This window comes from Mesorhizobium sp. M0771, from assembly GCF_040320155.1.
In the GTDB taxonomy this organism is placed as follows: domain Bacteria; phylum Pseudomonadota; class Alphaproteobacteria; order Rhizobiales; family Rhizobiaceae; genus Mesorhizobium.
The window spans coordinates 459789-480104 of the sequence record NZ_JAMYPC010000001.1 but is presented as its reverse complement, the minus strand read 5'-3'; the positions used below and the strand labels follow the sequence as shown (position 1 = coordinate 480104).

15 protein-coding genes are annotated in these 20316 nt (G+C 63.6%); 13 read left to right on the top strand and 2 right to left on the bottom strand.

What is annotated here, in order from left to right; genetic code table 11:
* Window positions 1-3: 3 nt before the first annotated feature.
* Window positions 4-915, bottom strand: a complete 912-nt coding sequence (locus NKI05_RS02315; protein ID WP_023696882.1) for a LysR family transcriptional regulator — start codon at window positions 913-915, stop codon at window positions 4-6.
* 105 nt (window positions 916-1020) lie between these two features.
* On the opposite strand from NKI05_RS02315, the gene NKI05_RS02310 reads away from it, so the two are divergent.
* The 11 genes from NKI05_RS02310 to amaB all read left to right on the top strand — a co-directional run bounded on the left by NKI05_RS02310 (window position 1021) and on the right by amaB (window position 16380).
* Window positions 1021-2217 carry an acyl-CoA dehydrogenase gene (locus NKI05_RS02310; RefSeq protein ID WP_352792165.1) on the top strand — a complete coding sequence of 399 codons (1197 nt, stop codon included), beginning with the start codon at window positions 1021-1023 and terminating at the stop codon, window positions 2215-2217.
* A gap of 250 nt (window positions 2218-2467) precedes the next feature.
* Window positions 2468-5827, top strand: coding sequence for a transglutaminase family protein (locus NKI05_RS02305; protein WP_023714000.1), 3360 nt, complete (start codon window positions 2468-2470; stop codon window positions 5825-5827).
* A gap of 6 nt (window positions 5828-5833) precedes the next feature.
* Entirely contained in the window at window positions 5834-8245 is a 2412-nt protein-coding gene (locus NKI05_RS02300) for a circularly permuted type 2 ATP-grasp protein (protein ID WP_023696879.1), read from the top strand.
* A gap of 1 nt (window position 8246) precedes the next feature.
* Window positions 8247-9131: a transglutaminase family protein gene (locus NKI05_RS02295; RefSeq protein ID WP_023683456.1), complete on the top strand. Its 885-nt coding sequence runs from the start codon at window positions 8247-8249 to the stop codon at window positions 9129-9131.
* Between the two features lie 102 nt (window positions 9132-9233).
* Window positions 9234-10169, top strand: a complete 936-nt coding sequence (locus NKI05_RS02290) for a glycosyltransferase family 2 protein (protein ID WP_023725135.1) — start codon at window positions 9234-9236, stop codon at window positions 10167-10169.
* Complete coding sequence (locus NKI05_RS02285; RefSeq protein ID WP_352792164.1) at window positions 10162-11040, top strand: glycosyltransferase family 2 protein; 879 nt, start codon at window positions 10162-10164, stop codon at window positions 11038-11040. Before NKI05_RS02290 ends, NKI05_RS02285 begins: the two co-directional genes overlap by 8 nt.
* Window positions 11037-11798 (top strand): hypothetical protein, encoded by a 762-nt coding sequence (locus NKI05_RS02280; RefSeq protein WP_023814581.1) that lies wholly within the window; start codon window positions 11037-11039, stop codon window positions 11796-11798. Before NKI05_RS02285 ends, NKI05_RS02280 begins: the two co-directional genes overlap by 4 nt.
* 63 nt (window positions 11799-11861) lie before the next feature.
* Complete coding sequence (locus NKI05_RS02275) at window positions 11862-12962, top strand: DNA topoisomerase IB (protein WP_023683452.1); 1101 nt, start codon at window positions 11862-11864, stop codon at window positions 12960-12962.
* Between the two features lie 82 nt (window positions 12963-13044).
* The gene (locus NKI05_RS02270) at window positions 13045-13419 is read left to right on the top strand and encodes a YciI family protein (protein WP_023671781.1); all 375 of its coding nucleotides are present in this window, start codon (window positions 13045-13047) and stop codon (window positions 13417-13419) included.
* A complete protein-coding gene (locus NKI05_RS02265) occupies window positions 13416-14690 on the top strand; it encodes an RNA polymerase sigma factor (RefSeq protein WP_023707663.1) in 1275 nt (424 codons plus the stop codon). Before NKI05_RS02270 ends, NKI05_RS02265 begins: the two co-directional genes overlap by 4 nt.
* Window positions 14691-14865: 175 nt before the next feature.
* Window positions 14866-16380: an L-piperidine-6-carboxylate dehydrogenase gene (gene amaB, locus NKI05_RS02260; RefSeq protein WP_023671784.1), complete on the top strand. Its 1515-nt coding sequence runs from the start codon at window positions 14866-14868 to the stop codon at window positions 16378-16380.
* Window positions 16381-16587: 207 nt separating this feature from the next.
* Here the strand turns inward: amaB and NKI05_RS02255 are convergent, their stop codons facing one another.
* Window positions 16588-17457, bottom strand: a complete 870-nt coding sequence (locus NKI05_RS02255; protein ID WP_023814580.1) for a hypothetical protein — start codon at window positions 17455-17457, stop codon at window positions 16588-16590.
* A 628-nt stretch (window positions 17458-18085) separates the two neighbouring features.
* On the opposite strand from NKI05_RS02255, the gene asnB reads away from it, so the two are divergent.
* On the top strand, window positions 18086-20023 hold the full coding sequence (asnB, locus tag NKI05_RS02250) for an asparagine synthase (glutamine-hydrolyzing) (RefSeq protein WP_352792163.1): 1938 nt from the start codon (window positions 18086-18088) through the stop codon (window positions 20021-20023).
* 22 nt (window positions 20024-20045) lie between these two features.
* The gene (locus tag NKI05_RS02245) at window positions 20046-20309 is read left to right on the top strand and encodes an acyl carrier protein (protein WP_023671787.1); all 264 of its coding nucleotides are present in this window, start codon (window positions 20046-20048) and stop codon (window positions 20307-20309) included.
* The last annotated feature ends 7 nt before the right edge of the window (window positions 20310-20316 follow it).

The window sequence follows — 20316 nt, the reverse complement described above, 5'->3', positions numbered from 1 at the left end:
TAGCTACCAGGCCAGAACGGCCGGTTCCTTCTCAACCTGGCCCAGCAGCCAGTCGCGAAAGCTGACGACGGGCGGGTGGCCGCGCTTGTCGTTCGGGACGACGAGGTAGTAGGCGCTGCGGCTTTGCATCGGCTGTCCCGGCGCCGGCACGAGCTGACCGCGCTGCAATTCGCCGGCGATAAGAACTTGCGGCAGGAGCGCGACGCCAAGCCCCGCCATGCAGGCTTGGGCAACGGTGCCGAATTGCTCGAACTGCATGCCGGGTCCGATCGGTGCGCTCAAGCCCTGTTCCTCGAACCATTCGCCCCAGGCCCCGGGACGCGTCGCCATGTGCAGCAGCGGCAGGCGGCTGATGTCGGCCGCAGCAGTGATGTCGCGGCTGGCAAGGAAGTCTGGCGAGACCACCGGCATCACCGTTTCGCGCATCAACAATGTGGAATCGGCGTCCGGCCAGTCCGGCTGGCCATGATGGATGGCGGCGTCGAGCCGCTCGCGGGCGAAGTCGAAGCGGCCTATGCGGGTGACAAAGTTGATGGTGATGTCAGGGTTTTCTGCGACGAAATCCGGGATCAGCGGCATCAGCCAGCGCGTGCCGAAGGTCGGCAGGATGGCGAGGTTCAGCATGCCGCTATGCCGATTGCTCATCAATCCGAGCGCGGCGTCGCGCAATTGCCCGAGTGCCGCCCGCACGGCTTCGGCATAGATTTCGCCCGCCGTGGACAGCCGAACATTGCGGCTGTCGCGCTCGAACAGCCGGCGGCCGAACTGTTCCTCCAGAAGGGCTATCTGGCGGCTGACGGCCCCTTGGGTCAAATCGAGTTCCTGGGCGGCAGCGGTGAAGGAGCCAAGGCGGGCCACGGCCTCGAAGGCGGCAAGGGCGCTGGTGCTGGGCAAAAGCCGGCGTTGGACGTTCATTATCCATTACTAAACCTCATTGATCGGTGATGCAATTTTGTTTGATTTTTCCGAAGCGAAGGCGGATAAGCCCGAGCACTTCAAGATTTGGGAGAGAGCGAAGCCATGGCCGCCGACAAGAACGCGTTCGTCTGGGAAGATCCTTTCCTGATCGAGAACCAGCTTTCTGAGGATGAGCGCATGGTGCGCGACGGTGCAGCCGCCTTTGCCGCCGACAAGCTCGCGCCGCGCATCGAGGAGGCCTATCTCGAGGAAAAGACCGACGCCGGCATTTTTCGTGAGATGGGCGAGGCCGGCCTGCTCGGCATCACCATTCCCGAGGAATATGGCGGGCTCGGCGCCAATTACGTCACCTACGGGCTGGTGGCGCGCGAAGTTGAGCGTGTCGATTCCGGCTACCGCTCGATGATGTCCGTGCAGTCGTCGCTGGTGATGTACCCCATCCATGCCTATGGCTCGGAAGAACAGCGCAAGAGATACCTGCCGAAGCTGGCCTCGGGCGAATGGATCGGCTGCTTCGGCCTGACCGAGCCGGATGCGGGTTCCGATCCCGGCGGCATGAAGACGCGGGCCGAGAAGACCGCGAACGGCTACAGGATTTCCGGCTCGAAAATGTGGATCTCCAACGCGCCGATCGCCGATGTGTTCGTCGTCTGGGCGAAGCTGAAGGGCGACAACGGCAAGGACGAAATCCGCGGTTTTGTGCTGGAAAAGGGCATGAAGGGGCTGTCGGCGCCGAAGATCGGCGGCAAGCTCAGCCTTCGCGCGTCGATCACCGGCGAAGTGGTGATGGAAGGCGTCGAGGTTGGCGAAGACGCGCTGCTGCCCAACGCCAAGGGCCTCGCCGGCCCGTTCGGCTGCCTCAACCGCGCCCGCTACGGCATTTCCTGGGGCGCGATGGGCGCGGCCGAGGATTGCTGGCACCGGGCCCGGCAGTATGGACTCGACCGCAAGCAGTTCGGCAAGCCGCTCGCCGGCACGCAGCTGTTCCAGAAAAAGCTCGCCGACATGCAGACCGAGATTGCGCTCGGCTTGCAGGGCTCGCTGCGCGTCGGGCGGCTGATGGATGAAGGCAAGATGGCCCCGGAAATGATCTCGATCGTCAAGCGCAACAATTGCGGCAAGGCGCTCGACATCGCCCGCCAGGCCCGCGACATGCATGGCGGCAACGGCATCCAGATCGGCTACCACGTTATGCGCCACGCGCAGAACCTGGAGACGGTCAACACCTATGAAGGTACGCATGACGTGCATGCGCTGATCCTTGGCAGGGCTCAGACGGGGATACAGGCGTTTTTCTAAAGCTGGGCCGATGTTCAGGTGAGGCCGGCCTGCAAATGGCCGATGCCTGCGCTTCCGGTGCTCGCGTACGAAAAGTACGCTCTGCTCCGGTTCTCGGTATCAGCCATTTTCGACTCGGCCTGACCTGAATCTCGACACAGCGTAGCCGGCTTCGGCTGCTTAATTTAGGTGCAGCGCAACATCTCTGCTTGGAGAATGGCCAATAGATGTGTCAGGGTTCGGCTGAAGAAACGCCGATCTCCGGGGCCCCATGGCAATACTGGCAGCCGTCTACCACCTGACCCATTACAAATATGACCGGCCGGTGGTTCTCGGGCCCCAGGTCATCAGGCTGCAGCCGGCACCGCATTCCCGCACCAAGGTGCTCAGCCATTCACTGAAGGTCGGGCCGGCGAACCACTTCGTCAATCTGCAGCAGGACCCCTACGGCAATTTCCTCGCCCGCTTCGTCTTCCCGGAACCGGTGACGGAATTGAAGATCGAGGTCGACCTCGTCGCCGACATGACGGTCTACAATCCGTTCGATTTCTTCGTCGAACCATCGGCCGAGACCTTCCCGTTCGAGTACCCCGAAGACATCAGGGACGATCTCGCCATCTACCGCACGCCGGAGCCGGCGGGGCCGCTGCTGTCTGCTTTCCTCGCAAACATCGACCGTAGCGCCACCAACACCGTCAACTTCGTCGTCGACCTCAATGCGCGGCTGCAGCGCGAAATCGCCTATATCGTGCGGATGGAAACCGGCGTGTTCTCGCCGGAGGAAACGCTGGCCGCGAAAAAGGGATCGTGCCGGGATTCGAGCTGGCTGCTGGTGCAAATCCTCAGGAATCTCGGCATCGCCGCTCGTTTCGTCTCCGGCTATCTGATCCAGCTGAAGCCCGATCTGGTCGCGCTCGATGGCCCAGCCGGGACCGCCGTAGACTTCACCGACCTGCACGCCTGGTGCGAGGTCTATCTGCCGGGCGCCGGCTGGATCGGCTTCGATCCGACGTCCGGCCTGCTCACCGGCGAAAGCCATGTGCCGCTGGCGGCCACGCCGCATTTCCGCAACGCCGCACCCATTTCCGGCATGGCGAGCTTCGCCAATGTCGAATTCGGCTTCGACATGCGTGTCGACCGCATCGCCGAACATCCGCGCATCACCAAGCCATTCTCGGACGAAAGCTGGCAGGCGCTGGATGCGCTGGGCAACAAGGTCGACGCCGCACTTCAAGCGGGCGACGTCAGGCTGACCATGGGCGGCGAGCCGACCTTTGTCTCCATCGACGATTTCGAGTCCGCCGAGTGGAACACCGCCGCCGTCGGCCCGACCAAGCGCGAAAAGGCCGATGCGCTGATCCGCAAATTGCGCGAACGCTTCGCGCCGGGCGGCTTCCTCCACTACGGCCAGGGCAAATGGTATCCGGGCGAGAGCCTGCCGCGTTGGACCTTCTCGCTGTATTGGCGCACCGACGGCCAGCCGGTGTGGAGCGATCCGTCGCTGATCGCACACGAAAAGAGCGATGCGGAGGTCGGGCCGCAGCAAGCCGAAAGCTTGCTGACGGCAATCGCCGGCGAACTCGGCATCGACAAGGCGATGGTCAGCGAGGCCTATGAGGACCCGGCCGAATGGCTGCTGAAGGAAGGCAAGCTGCCCGACAATGTCGATCCGTCCAACTCCAAGCTGGAAGACCCGGAAGAGCGCAGCCGCATGGCGAAAGTGTTCGAGCGCGGGCTGACCAGGCCGTCCGGCTACGTGCTGCCGGTGCAGCGCTGGAACAGCCAGGCTTCGGACCCGCGCTGGCGCTCGGAGAAGTGGAAGACGCGGCGCGGGCGGCTGTTCCTGGTGCCGGGCGATTCCCCTGTCGGTTACCGCCTGCCGCTGGGCACGCTGCCCTATGTGCCGCCGGCGCAGTTCCCCTATATCGTGCCGGTCGATCCGTCGCTGCCGCGTGGACCGCTGCCGGCGCGGGAAGCCATACTGCCAGAACCGGCTCCGGCCGAGCTGGAAGGCGCCGACGAGATGGCGCGACGCCAGCAGGCGATTTCTTTCACGGCGACGACCGGCCAGCAGGATAGGGTCGAACAGGAGATCACCGAGATCGGCGGCGCTGTGCGTACAGCACTTTCGGTCGAGCCGCGCGACGGGCGGCTTTGCGTGTTCATGCCGCCGGTCGAGGCGCTGGAAGATTATCTCGAACTGGTCGCAGCCGCAGAAAACGCGGCCAAGGCGATCCGCCTTCCCGTGCATATCGAAGGCTATGGACCGCCGCACGATCCGCGCCTCAACGTCATCAGGGTGGCACCCGATCCCGGCGTCATCGAGATCAACATCCATCCGGCTGCCAACTGGCAGGACTGCGTGGCGACGACGACGGCGATTTACGAGGAAGCACGGCAGACACGGCTTGGCGCCGACAAGTTCATGATCGATGGCCGCCACACCGGTACCGGCGGCGGCAACCATGTCGTCGTCGGCGGCGCAACGCCCAATGACAGCCCGTTCCTGCGCCGGCCCGATCTGTTGAAGAGCCTGGTGCTACAATGGCAGCGGCGCCCGTCGCTGTCCTATCTATTCTCCGGCCTGTTCATCGGCCCGACCAGCCAGGCGCCGCGCTTCGACGAGGCGCGGCATGACTCGCTTTACGAACTCGAGATCGCGATGGCGCAGGTGCCGCATCCCGACCAGGGCAACGCACCGCTGCCTTGGCTGGTCGACCGACTGTTCCGAAATCTGTTGACTGACGTCACCGGCAATACGCACCGCTCGGAAATCTGCATCGACAAGCTGTTTTCGCCCGATGGCCCGACCGGCCGGCTTGGGCTTGTCGAGTTCCGCGGTTTCGAGATGCCGCCCAATGCGCGCATGTCGCTGGCGCAGCAATTGCTGGTGCGCGCCATCATCGCCCGTGCGTGGAAGAACCCGCTTGATGGCCGCTTCGTGCGCTGGGGCACCTCGCTCCATGACCGTTTCATGCTGCCGCATTATGTCTGGGCGGATTTCCTCGACGTGCTCGACGACCTCAAGCTCAACGGTTTCGAATTCCGGCCGGAATGGTTCGATGCCCAGCTGGAGTTCCGCTTTCCGTTCTGCGGCGAAGTCCAGCATGCCGGCATCAAGCTGGAACTGCGGCAGGCGCTGGAGCCGTGGCATGTGATGGGTGAGCAAGGGGCCATCGGCGGCACCGTGCGCTTCGTCGATTCCTCGGTCGAACGGCTGCAGGTCAGGACCGAAGGCCTCAACCCGGAACGTCATGCCATTGTCTGCAATGGCCGAATCGTGCCGATGAAGGTCACCGACAATCGCGAGGTCGCGGTGGCCGGTGTGCGCTTCAAGGCCTGGCAGCCTTCGTCGGGCCTGCATCCGGCGCTGCCGGTCAACACGCCTTTGGTCTTCGACATTTACGACCGTTGGACGGGGCGGGCGGTGGGCGGCTGCGTCTACCATGTCGCGCATCCAGGTGGGCGCAGCTACGACACGTTCCCGGTCAACGGCAATGAGGCCGAGGCGAGGCGTCTCGCCCGCTTCGAGCCGCGCGGCCATACGCCGTCGGCCTATGTGCTGCGCAATGAAGAAGCCTCTGAAGACTTCCCCATGACCCTTGACCTCAGGCGGCCAGCAAGACTCTGATCAGCGATGGCAAAGGGGAATCAGAAAAAGGTCCGCGGCAAGCCGCTGAGGCACAGTCTGCTGGAGCACTACCAGCCGATTGACGGCGTCGTCGACGAGATGGTCGATGCTTCGGGCCATCCGCGTCCGGCCTGGGCGCCCTTCATCGAGGCGCTGGAGGAGCTGGGTCCCGAAAAGCTGGGCCAGCGCTTTGCCCGCGCCGACCAGTATCTGCGCGACGCCGGCGTTTATTATCGCGTCTACGACAAGGCCGGCGCCAACGAGCGCGAATGGCCACTGGCGCATATCCCGCTGCTGATCGAAGACAAGGAATGGGCCGGGATCAGCGCCGGTCTCGTCCAGCGCGCCGAGCTTTTCGAGGAGATAGTCGCTGATATTTACGGGCCGAACCGGCTGATCGAGAAGGGAATCCTGCCGGCAGGCCTGATTGCGGCGAGCCCCGAATATTTGCGCCCCGTCGTCGGCACCATGCCGGCCAGCGGTCATTTCCTGCATTTTTGCGCCTTCGAGCTCGGCCGTGGACCGGATGGAAGCTGGTGGGTGCTGGGCGACCGCACGCAGGCACCGTCGGGCGCCGGCTTTGCGCTGGAAAACCGCGTCGCCACGACGCGGGCTTTGTCCGACATCTATGGCGAGATGCATGTGCATCGCCTGGCCGGTTTCTTCCGTCGCTTTCGCGATGCTCTGATCGGCATGGCGAAGGAGAATGACGGCCGCGTCGCCATTCTGACGCCGGGGCCGCTCAACGAGACCTATTATGAGCACGCCTATATCGCCCGCTATCTCGGCATCATGCTGCTCGAGGGCGAGGATCTGACCGTCGCCGGCGGCAAGCTGATGGTGCGCACGGTTTCGGGGCTGATGCCGATCAGCGTGCTGTGGCGGCGGCTCGATGCCGCCTTCGCCGATCCGCTGGAACTGCGGCCAGACTCGCATATCGGCACCCCGGGGCTGGTCGAGGCGATCCGCCGCGGCACGGTTTCGACGGTCAATGCGCTGGGTTCGGGCTTGATGGAAACCCGGGCGCTGCTCGCTTTCCTGCCGAAGATTTCGCGCGCATTGCGCGGCGAAGAACTTCTGTTGCCAAGCGTGGCGACCTGGTGGTGCGGGCAAGCAACCGAACGGGCCCATGTGCTTGCCAATATCGATCGCATGGTGATCGGTCCGGCGCTGTCGACGCGGCTGGCCTTTGAGGATGACGGCCAGACCAGGCTCGGTTCGGCACTGACGCCGGAGGAACGCATCGCGCTGATCGCGCGCATCGAGAGCGATGGCAGCGGTTTCGTCGGCCAGGAAGCGGTGACGCTGTCGACGACGCCGGTCTATGTCGGCGGCTGGCTGGAGCCACGGCCGGCAAGCCTGCGCGTTTATCTCGCGCGCACGCCCGATGGCTGGACGGTAATGCCCGGCGGTTTCGCCCGTGTCGGCCTTTCGCTCGACCCGACGGCCATCGCCATGCAGCGCGGCGGCCAGGCGGCCGACGTCTGGGTGGTCAGCGACCGGTCGGTCGAGCGCGAGACGCTGCTGCCGCAGGAGCATGACAGCTTCGTCCGCACCATGCCGGGCAGCCTGCCCAGCCGCGCGGCGGAAAACCTGACCTGGCTCGGCCGCTATATCGAGCGTTCGGAAGATACGGTGCGTATCCTGCGCGCCTATCATGTGCGGCTGGCCGAGACGTCCGATCCTGACATGCTGCTGCTCGCCGATATCAGGGACTATCTCGAACCCTTCGGCATCGATCTCGAAGCGGCCATTCCGCCCGGATTGATCGGCACGCTGGACAGCGCCGTCTACAGCGCCGGACAGATCCGCGACCGCTTTTCGCCCGATGGCTGGCTGGCGCTGAAGGACCTGTCGAAGACCATTCATCAGTTCGCCACCACGGTGGCGCCGGGTGACGACGCGACACGGGCGATGACGGTCATGCTGCGCAAGCTCGCCGGTTTCTCCGGCCTGTTGCACGAGAATATGTACCGTTTCACCGGCTGGCGTTTCCTCGAGATCGGCCGGCGGATCGAGCGCGGCATCCAGATCGCCCGTACGCTAGCCCGACTGACAAGGTCCGGTGCGCCGGACGGCTCGCTCGACATGATGCTGGAGATCGGCGACAGCGTCATGACCCACCGCCGGCAATATCCGGTGCGGGCCGGACGGCGCACGGTGATCGACCTCTTGGCGCTCGACCCACTCAACCCGCGCTCGATCCTGTTCCAGCTCGAACGGCTGAAGGCGGAGATCGGCCTGTTGCCATCGGTTGGGCCGGAGGGGCATATGTCGGTCGCGGCCAAGGAAATCCTGCAGCTCAACACGGCAATTGCCGTCATGGAGCCATCGGAGATGTCGGCGGAGGTGCTGGACGATCTCGCAACTGAGATCGGCAACCTCTATAGCAGCCTGGCTAAAGCGTATTTCGGTTAACATGCTGTACGATATCAGGCTTCATCTCAGCTACGATTATGACGCCGCGGCCGGTGGCAGCCGGCATCAGGTGCGTGTATTGCCGCCGACCATTGCCGGCGTGCAGCGCGTGATCGCGGCCTCGCTTTCGTTTGTGCCGACCCCATCGGAGCGCACGGATTTTGCCGATTTCTTCGGCAACAATGTCACCGCGATCGCCTTTCGCGACGTCCATGACGGGCTCGACATCAGAATGAGCGCGCGCGTGTCGGTGTCACGGCCGGAGCCTGGGCTCGACGTGTCGCCCGATCTGCAGCGCCTGCGGGAAGAACTCGGCGCCGTACGGTCACTGGCGCCGGATGCACCGCATCACTTTCTCGCCGCCAGCGATCATGCCGGCATCGATGCGGCGATCACCGCCTATGCCCGCGACAGCGCCGGCGGCTCGACGGTCGGCATGGCCATCGATCTGTGCAACCGCATCCACCGCGACTTCACCTATGACGGGGAAGCGACCACGGTGCGTACCGGGGCCAGCGATGCCTTCCGTTTGAAGCGGGGCGTGTGCCAGGACTTCTCCCACATCATGATCGCCGGCCTGCGCGGGCTAGGTATTCCTGCGGGTTATGTCAGCGGCTTCCTGCGCACCATTCCCCCGAAAGGGAAGCCGCGGCTCGAAGGCGCCGATGCCATGCATGCCTGGGTCAAGGTGTGGTGTGGGCGCGATGCCGGCTGGCAGGAATTCGACCCGACCAATGGCATGCGGGCCAGCAACGACCACATCACCGTTGGCTATGGCCGCGACTATTCCGACGTGGCTCCGATCGTCGGCGTGCTGAAAACCACCGGCGGCCAGGTCGGCGACCAGGCCGTCGACGTCATTCCGGTCGCGCTTGAGAAGGCCTGACAGCCTCGAAGCACAGCTTCTCAACAACGGCGATGCCCGTTATGCTCGGTTGAAACCTTCGGGGAGGATCGGTCGGCAGGCATGCTGATGCGGAGTTCGGTATTGACGGCAATCAGTGTCATCATCCCGGCGCACAATGCGGCGGCAACCATAGCGGCCACGCTGGCCTCGCTTCGTTCCGAAGCCGAGGTTATCGGCGAGGTGCTGCTGGTCGATGATTCCTCCTCGGACGGGACGGCAGAAGCCGCGCTGAATGCCGCCACGCAATTCTCGTTGCCGTTGCGCGTGCTCATGAGCAACTGCCGGGACGCGGGCGGCTCCCGCAATGTGGCGCTGGCGCAGGCGCAATGCTCCTGGATCTACCTGATCGACGCCGACGACTTGCATCTGGAGGGCGGGCTGCGGTCGATGCTGGTCCGGGCGGGGGCGCAGCCGGCCGCCGACATGGTGATCGGCGCCTACCGTCGGCGCACCGATGGCGAGAACCGGAACCTCAAGCTTCCAGCCGGCTACATAGAAGATGGTATAGCCAATGCCTCGGCCTATCTGGAAGGTCACATTCGCTCGATCGCCGTGGGCAGTGCGCTGGTTTCCCGGCGCGTCGTCGGCGACACGCGCTTCCCGACCGGGCTTGCCTATGACGAGGACACGCTGTTCTGGTCCAGGCTGATGGGCAGGGCGTCGCTTGCCCTGATCGTGCATCCCGTCATGATCTACCACGTTTCGGCAGTGCGTTCCGATGATCGCTTCATCACCAGGCCGGTGCGCCGCTTTCTCGACTGGCGGCTGGCGCTGCGCGAGCTGACTGACTGTGGCATCCCACTATCGTCGCTAAAAACCAGGGAGGGGCTGGTCGCCCTCAAGATCGCCAGGGTTCACTATGCGCGCGGCGATCTGGAGACGGCGGCGCGGTTCCTGAGGATCGCGGCGGCGGCGCCGAAGGTGCGGTCGAACACCTGGCGTTGCAGGCGCTACCAGCTGAAGCTGGCGCTGCGGCGCTGGTTTTCCTCTCCGCGCGTCCAGTTGCAACGTGCCTGAATCAGCCCCGCCGCAGCTTGCCGTCATTGTCATCGGCTATCGCGCGCCGGCTCAAATCGTCGAGGCGGTGACATCCCTGCTTGATCAGAATGCGCCGCTCGAGATCATGGTGGTCAACTCGGGCGGAGGCGAGGTCCTGGCGCTGCTGACCGGCGCCGGGGTCAAGGTGCCAGTGATCGAGGTCGGTCGAAGGCTGTTTGTCGGCGCAGCCCGCAATCTCGGCATTGCGGCCACCAAAGCGCCTTTCGTTGCCTTTCTTGCCGATGATTGCCTCGCCTGTTCGGGCTGGGCCGAGGCACGGATGCAGCGGCATCTGGCTGGCGACCGCGCCGTGGCGAGCGCGATGGTGAATAGCCATCCGCGCAATCTGATCGCCTGTGCGGCTCATCTGATCATGTTCATGCGACGGCTTCCCGGTCTGCCGTCGGATCGTGCGCTGCGTTACGGCGTGTCGTTCGATCGGCGGCTGTTCGATGAATTTGGCTTGTTCGATGAAACCATGCCTGCTGCCGAAGACACCGAATTCCTGGGGCGGCTGCCGCAGGAACTGCAGCCGGTGTGGGAGTCTAAGGTGCAAACCGTTCATCGCAACGAAACCCGGCTGTCCAGATTGCTTGCCGATCAGTACAGGCGCGGCTGTCGCCGCGGCGATTACCTCGCAGCGTCCGCCCTGAACACTCCGTTTCGGTGTTTTCGCGACACGTTTCGCGATCGGCGGAATGCCCGCAAGCTGGCGAAGATCGGGCTTTCCGATCGGGATCGAACTTTCGCGATGATGTCGATGCCAATTGTCTGGCTTGCCCTGCTGGTCAAATCCGTGGGTGTCTATATTGGCGTGCGAAATCGCGTGAAAGCGGCAACAAGAAAATGATAACGAGCCAAATCAAGCCTCGACGCTGGCGACGGAGCCGACTGTTCTGGACGCGGCAGAGAACGGTCGCAGTTTTCAGCTATCGTTATGACGCGCATCTGGTTGCCGATCTGATCACCAATATCGATCCGGTAGTTGACGGCTGGATTGCCTATGACGATCGCGGGGCGGCCGGCGTGTTCAGCAGCGAGCCGCAGCGGCGGCGGATCTTACTCGACGCAGCGCATGAAGCTGCCGCCGACTGGATCCTGGCTATTGATCCCGATGAGCGGCTGGAACGCGGTACCGCGGAGCGGATCGGACAGCTGACGGGGGATTACAGGCGCATGGCTTGGGGGTTCCGGCTCCGCGAATTGTATTCGCCGACCGAGTACCGGGTCGACGGGCTGTGGGCCGAAAAGTTCCAGTATCGTCTGTTCAGAGCCTACGATCCGGCGAAGTACCGACCAGAGGACCTGCACGGGCTCTGGTATCCTCCCGATCTTGGTTTCAAGGCCCGCAACAGCGGGCTCAACCTCTATCATTTAAAGATGATGGAGCCGAAGCGGCGGATCGCCCGCCGCAATCTCTACCACCACCTGGATCCAAAGGGGCTCCTGCAGGATGTGGGCTATGACTACCTTGCCGATGAGGCAGGGGCCGTGTTCGAACAGATTCCGCCCGGGCGCGACTACCATCCGCCTCACGTCGACGATGGCGGCCTCTGGATGGCCGTGCCGGCTGGTGCCACCATTGGTGGACCCGACCACATTCCATAGCAACGGGGTGGAACCAGCAGTCGGCCTGGCGCTTATCTACGAGAAAAATTTCGTGGAGCGGGCATGCTTGACAAATCTGGGACGCCATCCGGCCGGTCGGCTGCCGGACGGGGGGACGATGGAGCGCCGAAGAACGGCGCGCAGACCGCTGCCGAACAGGCCTCGCTCACCTATATCAGCGACAGCGAGCCGGGGATCCGGCGCCTGAAGGCGGGCGAAGGCTTTTCCTACAAGGGCGCGAAAGGACAGGCCGTCGGCGCGGCAGCCATTGCCCGCATCAAGGCGCTGGCCATTCCGCCGGCATGGACGGATGTGTGGATCTCGCCCGATCCCGCCGGCCACATCCAGGCGACCGGCCGCGACCAGCGCGGGCGCAAACAGTACCGCTACCATCCGCTGTGGGCCGCCGAGCGCGACGGCGCCAAATACTCCAGCCTTGTCGCCTTTGCCGAAAGCCTGCCGGAGCTGCGCCGCCGGATCGATGCCGATCTGCGCCGCCGTGGCCTGCCGGCCGAGCGCGTCGTGGCGGCAATTGTCTGGCTGCTCGACAACACGATGATCCGGGTCGGCAATGCCGCCTATGCCCGCGACAACAAGAGCTTTGGGCTGACGACGCTACGCGACCGCCACGTCGACATCAAGGGATCGAGCCTGCGCTTTGCCTTCAAGGGCAAGTCCGGCAAGGAATGGAAATTGAAGCTGGTCGACCGCCGCATCGCCCGGGTCGTGCGCGGCGCGCAGGATATTCCGGGGCAGCAACTGTTCCAATATCTCGACGAGGATGGCGAGAGGCATGGAGTGCGCTCCGACGATGTCAACCGCTATATCCGCGACGCGATCGGCGCCAATTTCAGCTCCAAGCATTTCCGCACCTGGGGCGGCACCATCCATGCCGCGTCGCTGTTTGCGCGGACGGAGCTTCCCGAAAGCCAGGCGCAGACCAAGCGTGTAATGAACGCCGTCATCGACAAGGTGGCCGAGCGGCTCGGCAACACACGCGCCGTCTGCCGCAAATGCTACATCCATCCACAGGTTTTCGAAGCCTGGGTGGAAGGGCGGCTGCTTAGCGAAATGACCGAGGCCAACAAGCGCAAGCGATCGATAGACGGTCTCGATGATGAAGAGGCTCTTGTGCTGAGATGGTTGAAGGCAAGCGAAGGCTGACAAAAATGGCGTAACTTTTTTGTCGACGCCATGTCGGCATAGGCCCTACTGTTTCGTCCTTTGAGACAGAAAAGGACGTCCCATGCTCTACGCTATCCTCTGCTATGCCTCCGAAGATGTCGTCTCCTCCTGGAGCAAGGCACAGGATGACGAGGTCATGGCAAAGCTCATGCATGTGCAGGAAAAATACGCTCAAGCCGGCCGGCTTGGGCCGGTGGCGCGGCTTTTGCCCACCACCGCCGCGACGACGCTGCGCAAGGTCAAGGGCGAATCGGTCGTCATCGACGGCCCGTTTGCCGAGACCAAGGAACAGTTCCTCGGCTTCTACACGCTGGAATGCGCCGATCTCGACGAGGCCGTCGACTTCGCGCGCGAGCTTTCCGAGGTCAATCCCAGCGGCGGATCCTATGAGATCCGACCGGTTTCCGTCTTCAACCCAACCAGAGTAGCCACATGACAGACCTCGCCTGGATAAGCTCGGCGATCAGCGCTGCCCGCCCGCAGGCTATGGGTGCGCTGCTGCGCTATTTCCGCAATCTCGATACGGCGGAGGAAGCTTTCCAGGACGCGTGCCTGAGGGCACTCAAGAACTGGCCGCAGAACGGGCCGCCGCGCGATCCTGCGGCCTGGCTAATCTTTGTCGGCCGCAACACCGGCATCGACGCGGTGCGCAAGCGCGCCAAGCAGGCGCCGATGCCGGAAGAGGACCAGATCTCGGACCTGGAAGATGCCGAGAGCGATATCGCCGAACGGCTGGACGGCGCGCACTACCGCGATGACATATTGCGGCTCTTGTTCATCTGCTGCCATCCGGATCTGCCGCCTACGCAGCAGATCGCGGTGGCGCTGCGCATCGTCTCCGGTCTCACCGTCAAGCAGATCGCGCGTGCGTTCCTGGTCGGCGAAAGCGCCATGGAACAGCGCATCACGCGCGCCAAGGCGCGCATTGCCGATGCCGGCGTGCCGTTCGAGACGCCCGGAGCGGTCGAGCGCTCGGAGCGGCTCGCCGCCGTTGCCGCCATGGTCTATCTGATCTTCAACGAAGGTTATTCCACCAACAGCGGCGAGGCGCCGGCGCGTGCGCCGCTTTGCGAGGAGGCGATCCGGCTGGCGCGCCTGTTGCTGCGGCTGTTCCAGACCGAGCCGGAGATCATGGGCCTGACGGCATTGCTTTTGCTGCAGCATGCGCGCGCGCCGGCCCGCTTCGACGAGAATGGCGAGATCGTGCTGCTCGACGACCAGGACCGCTCGCTGTGGAGCCGCAAGATGATCGACGAAGGCCTGGCGCTGGTCGACAAGGCCCTGCGCCACCAGAAGCCCGGACCCTACCAGGTGCAGGCGGCGATCGCCGCCCTTCATGCGCGGGCGGCAACCCCCGAGGAGACCGACTGGACAGAGATCGACCTGCTCTACAGCCTGCTGGAGGCGATGCAACCTTCGCCGGTGGTGACGCTGAACCGTGCCGTTGCGGTCGCCAAGGTGCGCGGGCCGGAAGCTGCCCTTGCCATGATCGAGCCGCTTGGCGAGAGGCTGTCCGGCTATTTCCACTTCTTCGGCCTCAAGGGCGGTCTGTTGATGCAGCTCGGCCGTGGCGAAGAGGCGCGTGTCGCCTTCGATCGCGCCATTGCGTTGGCCAACACGGCAGCGGAAGCCGCCCATATCCGCATGCATATCGACCGGCTGATGCGGGACGGAGCCGTGAAGGCGCCGGCGAAGACAGCGCACTAAGCCTGTTCCTCCTCTGGCTCAATCGTGCAATCCCGGCTTGGACCATGCCGGGGTGGCGATTTTCCCCTGAAACGAGTAATGGCACGCCATGACAGCGCCCGCGGCATGCGGGCGATAATGGCGCCAAGGCTCGACCGCCGCCCTATGATGGCGAGCGGATCTGAAAGGGATAAAAATGACGATAGCGAAGGAAACGGCCGAACTTCTGGCGAAACTGGGTGTGGCCAAGGACGCGCTGACCGGCGGCGACCTCGTCGTGCGCAGCCCGGTGACGGGTGAACAGATCGCGGCGCTGAAGACGATTTCGCCGGCCGATGCGGCCAAGACCATCGATGCCGCGCACACGGCGTTCCAGGCCTGGCGGATGGTGCCGGGTCCCCGGCGCGGCGAACTGGTGCGGCTGCTCGGCGAGGAGTTGCGCGCGCACAAAACCGAGCTTGGCCGGCTGGTGTCGATCGAGGTCGGCAAGATCCCGTCGGAAGGCCTCGGCGAAGTCCAGGAAATGATCGACATCTGCGATTTCGCCGTCGGCCTTTCCCGCCAGCTCTACGGTCTAACCATCGCCACCGAGCGTCCGGGACATCGCATGATGGAGACCTGGCATCCGCTCGGCGTCGTCGGCGTCATTTCGGCCTTCAACTTCCCGGTCGCGGTGTGGTCGTGGAACGCGGCGCTGGCGCTGGTCTGCGGGGATGCCGTGGTGTGGAAGCCCTCGGAAAAGACGCCGCTGACGGCGCTCGCCTGCGAGGCGATTTTTGCCGGCGCGGTCAAGCGCTTCGGCGCGGATGCGCCGCAGGGCCTGGCACCGGTGCTGATTGGCGACCGCTCCGTCGGCGAGATCCTGGTCGACCACCCGAAGGTGGCGCTGGTTTCTGCCACCGGCTCGACCCGCATGGGCCGGGATGTCGGCCCGCGGCTGGCCAAGCGCTTTGCGCGCGCCGTGCTCGAGCTCGGCGGCAACAATGCCGGCATCGTCTGCCCGACCGCCGATCTCGACATGGCGCTGCGCGCCATCGCCTTTGGCGCCATGGGCACCGCGGGCCAGCGCTGCACGACGCTGCGGCGCCTGTTCGTGCATGACAGCGTCTATGACGCGCTGCTGCCGCGGCTGAAGAAGGCCTATGAGAGCGTCTCGGTGGGCAATCCGCTGGAGACGTCTTCGCTCGTCGGGCCGCTGATCGACAAGGCGGCCTTCGACGCCATGCAGAAGGCGCTCAAGGAAGCCACCGCTCACGGTGGCAAGCTGACCGGCGGTTCGCGGGTCGAGAATGGCCATCCCGATGCTTATTACGTGCATCCGGCGCTGGTCGAAATGCCGAAGCAGGTGGCTCCCGTCACCGAAGAAACCTTCGCGCCGATCCTCTACGTGATGAAATATTCCGATTTCGATGCCGTGCTCGACGAGCACAATGCGGTCGGCGCCGGACTGTCGTCGTCGATCTTCACCCGCGACCTGCAGGAATCCGAGCGCTTCCTCGGCGTCGATGGTTCGGATTGCGGCATCGCCAACGTCAACATCGGCACGTCGGGCGCCGAGATCGGCGGCGCCTTCGGCGGCGAGAAGGAAACCGGCGGCGGGCGCGAGAGCGGCTCCGATGCCTGGAAGGCCTATATGCGCCGCGCCACCAACACGGTGAACTATTCCAAGGCGCTGCCGCTGGCGCAGGGCGTGTCATTCGACATCGATTGAGATGCTGCGCCCGGCTTTTGACCAGTTGATCCACCCGAACCCGTCGGGCGGATCGCTGCCGCTCGCGCGGATCGTTCCGCTTTCAGGCTTCGCCCCCGCTGTCCAGATGTCCGTATCCCGACGGCGGAAAGGCCACCTCGGCCCTGCGCCCGGACGGGTCCTCGCGGTCGGCACGATCGGCTGCGCAACAGCGTCTGCGCCGAACGTTCAGCCAGCGTGCGGCGACGCCGGTCGGCAGGCTTCGAACGCGGCATCGATGACGGCAAGTTTGGCGGCCTGCACGGTCATGTATTCCTGGTAGAAGCTGTTCGAGACCCACATTACGGAATGCCCGCGCCGGCCCAGCCAGCCGACGCTGCCGAGCTTTTCGGCGTCGCGCAATTTGCGCGCAAGATGGGTGCGCGAGAGTTTTAGCCAACTGGCGAATTCGCCGATCGAAACCACGCTGGTCGGGATCCGGTCGAGGGCGGCATTGTCGGGATCGATGCCGGACATCAGCCAATCCATGACGATGCCGCCATTGTTGAGCCAGATGAACAGCGAAAACGTCTGCTTGGGCTCACGCACAGGGTTGGAGGAGAGCAGGCCTTCCGCCACCAGCGGCTGCAGCCTGGAAATCATGCCGTGCTGCTCGAGAAACGCGGCGAGGCGGTTGCCGCCGTCGAGACCGTCGAGCGTGCGCAGATGCGCAACCACCCAGCCGTCGAATTCCTTCAGCGTCGCTGCCGTCACCTGAAAGGGATGGGCTCGTCCGTCACCGGTGTGCGGCAGGTATTCGATGATGTGATAGTACAGCATCTCCTTGATGAAGGCTTCGGCCGTGTTGCGGCTAGCGACGGAATAGTGAAGCACGGCATCGATGAAGCGGGCCAGTGTCAGTTCCGTGCGGGGATCGCGCGGGTCGCGGGCGAAATGCAGGGCTAGGCCAGTGTGAGCCAGCAACCAGCGCTGTTGCGTGGCGAACACGGCGGCCAGGCGTGGGCTCGTTTCATAGATATGCAGCAACGCCTTCGACTGCGCCTCGACATGACGGTGCAGCGCCGGATGGCCGGCAATATATTCGAAATTCAGCGCCATCCTCCTCGTCCTCCGGCCAGCCCCCCGGCAGCGAAGACGTGCAATCACATTTCCAGCCTTAGCCGCCCGTGTCCGGCCATGCCAACCCGGACAAAAGGCCTAGAGCGATCAACCGTTCCACAGACACGTTGAAACCCCCGTCATCTCTTGATTTCGAGGCAAATTGCTTGAGAAGCGCCGCGCGCTTCTGCAGAGAAAACCGTGTCACACTTTTTTGGAAACGCTCTGGTCCGTTCGCGCCTAGGGCGTGTCGGAAAACGCTAAGCCATTGCAACCGTTGAAAAACCTACCGCAATAATAGTCAGCCCGGCAGCCTGCGGTTGAATTTGCCTCAAGATCGCCAGCACGTTGCGCGCGGTCCGTTTGTATCCAGGGCGGTTCGCCACGTTGGAGCGCCTGGGCTATCGTTCCGGCTATTACGGCCGCACGCCCTGGAAGGGCTCGGCCTCAAAATTGTTTTCCACACACGCAACGCGAGGTGATGGAGAGCCATCGTGTCCTAGCCACGGGAGACCACATCGTGGCAAACTTCTTGTTAACCACATGCTCGGTGAAATTATCGGATTAACCTCAGATGCCACTATCGAGGTTATGTTCCGTACCTTAGCGTTCAATATGAGTTCAAGGGATGTGTGGATTCGGGGGTTATTTCGGGTCAATCCGGGATGCGGAAGCTTTGCTCACGCACATGGTAGCCGCAATTGCCCATCGTGGGCCGGATGAGCAAGGGAAATTCGTAGCACCCGATGCCGGGCTCGGGCATGCGCGGCTGTCGGTGATCGGCATCGGAGACGGCCAGCAACCGATGTCCGACGAGGCCGGCAATTTGACGATTGCGTTCAACGGCGAGATTTTCAACTACATAGAACTGCGCGAAGGGCTGATCGCCAAGGGCCGACACTTTCGGACGTCGAGCGACACAGAGGTCATCCTTCAGCTCTATGAGGAGATGGGCGAACACTGCTTGTCTCTCCTGAACGGTGATTTCGCCTTGGCGATATGGGACAATCGGCAGCGACGAATGGTGCTTGCACGAGACCGGATGGGTGTCCGGCCGCTCTTCTACACAAGTAAGGACGGGGTGCTTTACTTTGCCTCGGAGATCAAAGCTCTGTTGAAGGTCCCGGGCGTCTCCGCTGAAATTGATCCGATTGCGCTGGATCAGATCTTTACGCTGTGGGCGCCGATCGCTCCGCGCACGGCGTTCCGCAATATCCACGAGTTGGAACCGGCAAGTGTGATGATCGCGACGCAGGGGCAGGTCACGGTCAGACGGTACTGGCACCTGGACTATCCGCATCGTGATGAGCCGTCGAAGATCACGAACGAGGACCACGCGGCAGAGGAATTGCAAGCCCTTCTGACCGATGCGGTGAGGCTTCGCATGCGGGCCGACGTGCCGGTCGGTTCCTATCTTTCCGGAGGGCTCGATTCGTCGCTCGTTTCGGCGCTTGCCGCCGGCATGACTCCTCGGAGACTGGAGACATTTTCCGTAACCTTCGACAGCGCCGAGCATGACGAAAGCGCCTTTCAGACCGAAATGGCCTCGGCGCTCGGCACGCGCCACCACGCCATAGAATGCGGCGCCCGCGATATCGCCAGCGTCTTTCCTGACGTCATCCGCTTTGCCGAGCGGCCGATCATCCGCACGGCGCCAGCGCCACTCTACAAATTGTCCGCCCTGGTTCGCCAGGCCGGCCTGAAGGTGGTGCTGACGGGTGAAGGCGCCGACGAGGTCTTCGCCGGTTACGACGTCTTCAAGGAGGCGCGTGTCCGCCGGTTCTGCGGGCGGCAGCCCACATCGCGCATAAGGCCGCAGCTGTTCCGCCGGCTTTACCCGTATCTGCCGGGCCTGCAACAGCAATCGGTGGAGTATCTGGCTGCCTTCTTCGGCACCAGAAACGCTGCCCTCGACGATCCGCTGTTCTCGCATCGGCCACGCTTCAAGACCACGGCGGCGGCGAAAATCTTCTTTTCCGGCGACCTGCGCGCGACGTTGAAGGGTTATGACGCAGCTGAAGAGCTGACCAGCCGCCTACCCGAGGCGTTTTCCCTATGGCATCCGCTGCATCAGGCGCAATATCTCGAAACCCGCTTCCTCCTGCCCGGCTACATCCTCTCCAGCCAAGGCGATCGGATGGCCATGGCGCACGGCATCGAAGGGCGGTTTCCTTTCCTGGATCATCGCGTGGTAGAGTTCGCGGCAAGACTTCCGCCGGAGATGAAACTGAAAGGCTTGATGGAGAAGCACATATTGCGCAAGGTGGCCAGGCACCACCTTCCGGCGGCGATCGGTAAACGCACCAAGCAACCTTACCGCGCCCCGGAGGCCCGCTCCTTCGTCGGGGCGGAGGAACTAGACTATGTTCGTGACTGCCTGGGCGAGGCGAGCATTACCGCCGGCGGCCTGTTCAACGCCAAGGCGGTGGCCAAGCTCCACGAGAAATGCCGCATTGAGACCGCGACCGGATTTCGCGACAACGCCGCCTTCGTCGGCATTCTGTCGACGCAGCTGTGGCAGAAGAATTTCGCCGGCCAAGCGGCCGGCGCGGCAAGAGCGGCCTGAGACGGCGAGGAAAAGGAAAGACATGATGACGGCAATCAAGGACAGGGTCAGAAGCTTTATCGTCGACAACTTCCTGTTCGGCGACACCTCCTACAAACTGTCGGATTCAGCCTCGCTGATCGAGAACGACATTATCGACTCGACTGCGGTACTTGAGCTGGTGGCCTTCATCGAGGACAATTTCGGCATCGCGATGGTGGATGCCGACATCGTTCCGGCCAACCTGGACTCGCTTGACCGCATCTCGTCCTTCATCGAGGCGAGAGCACAAACGCTGGCAGCGTAAGCGCCAA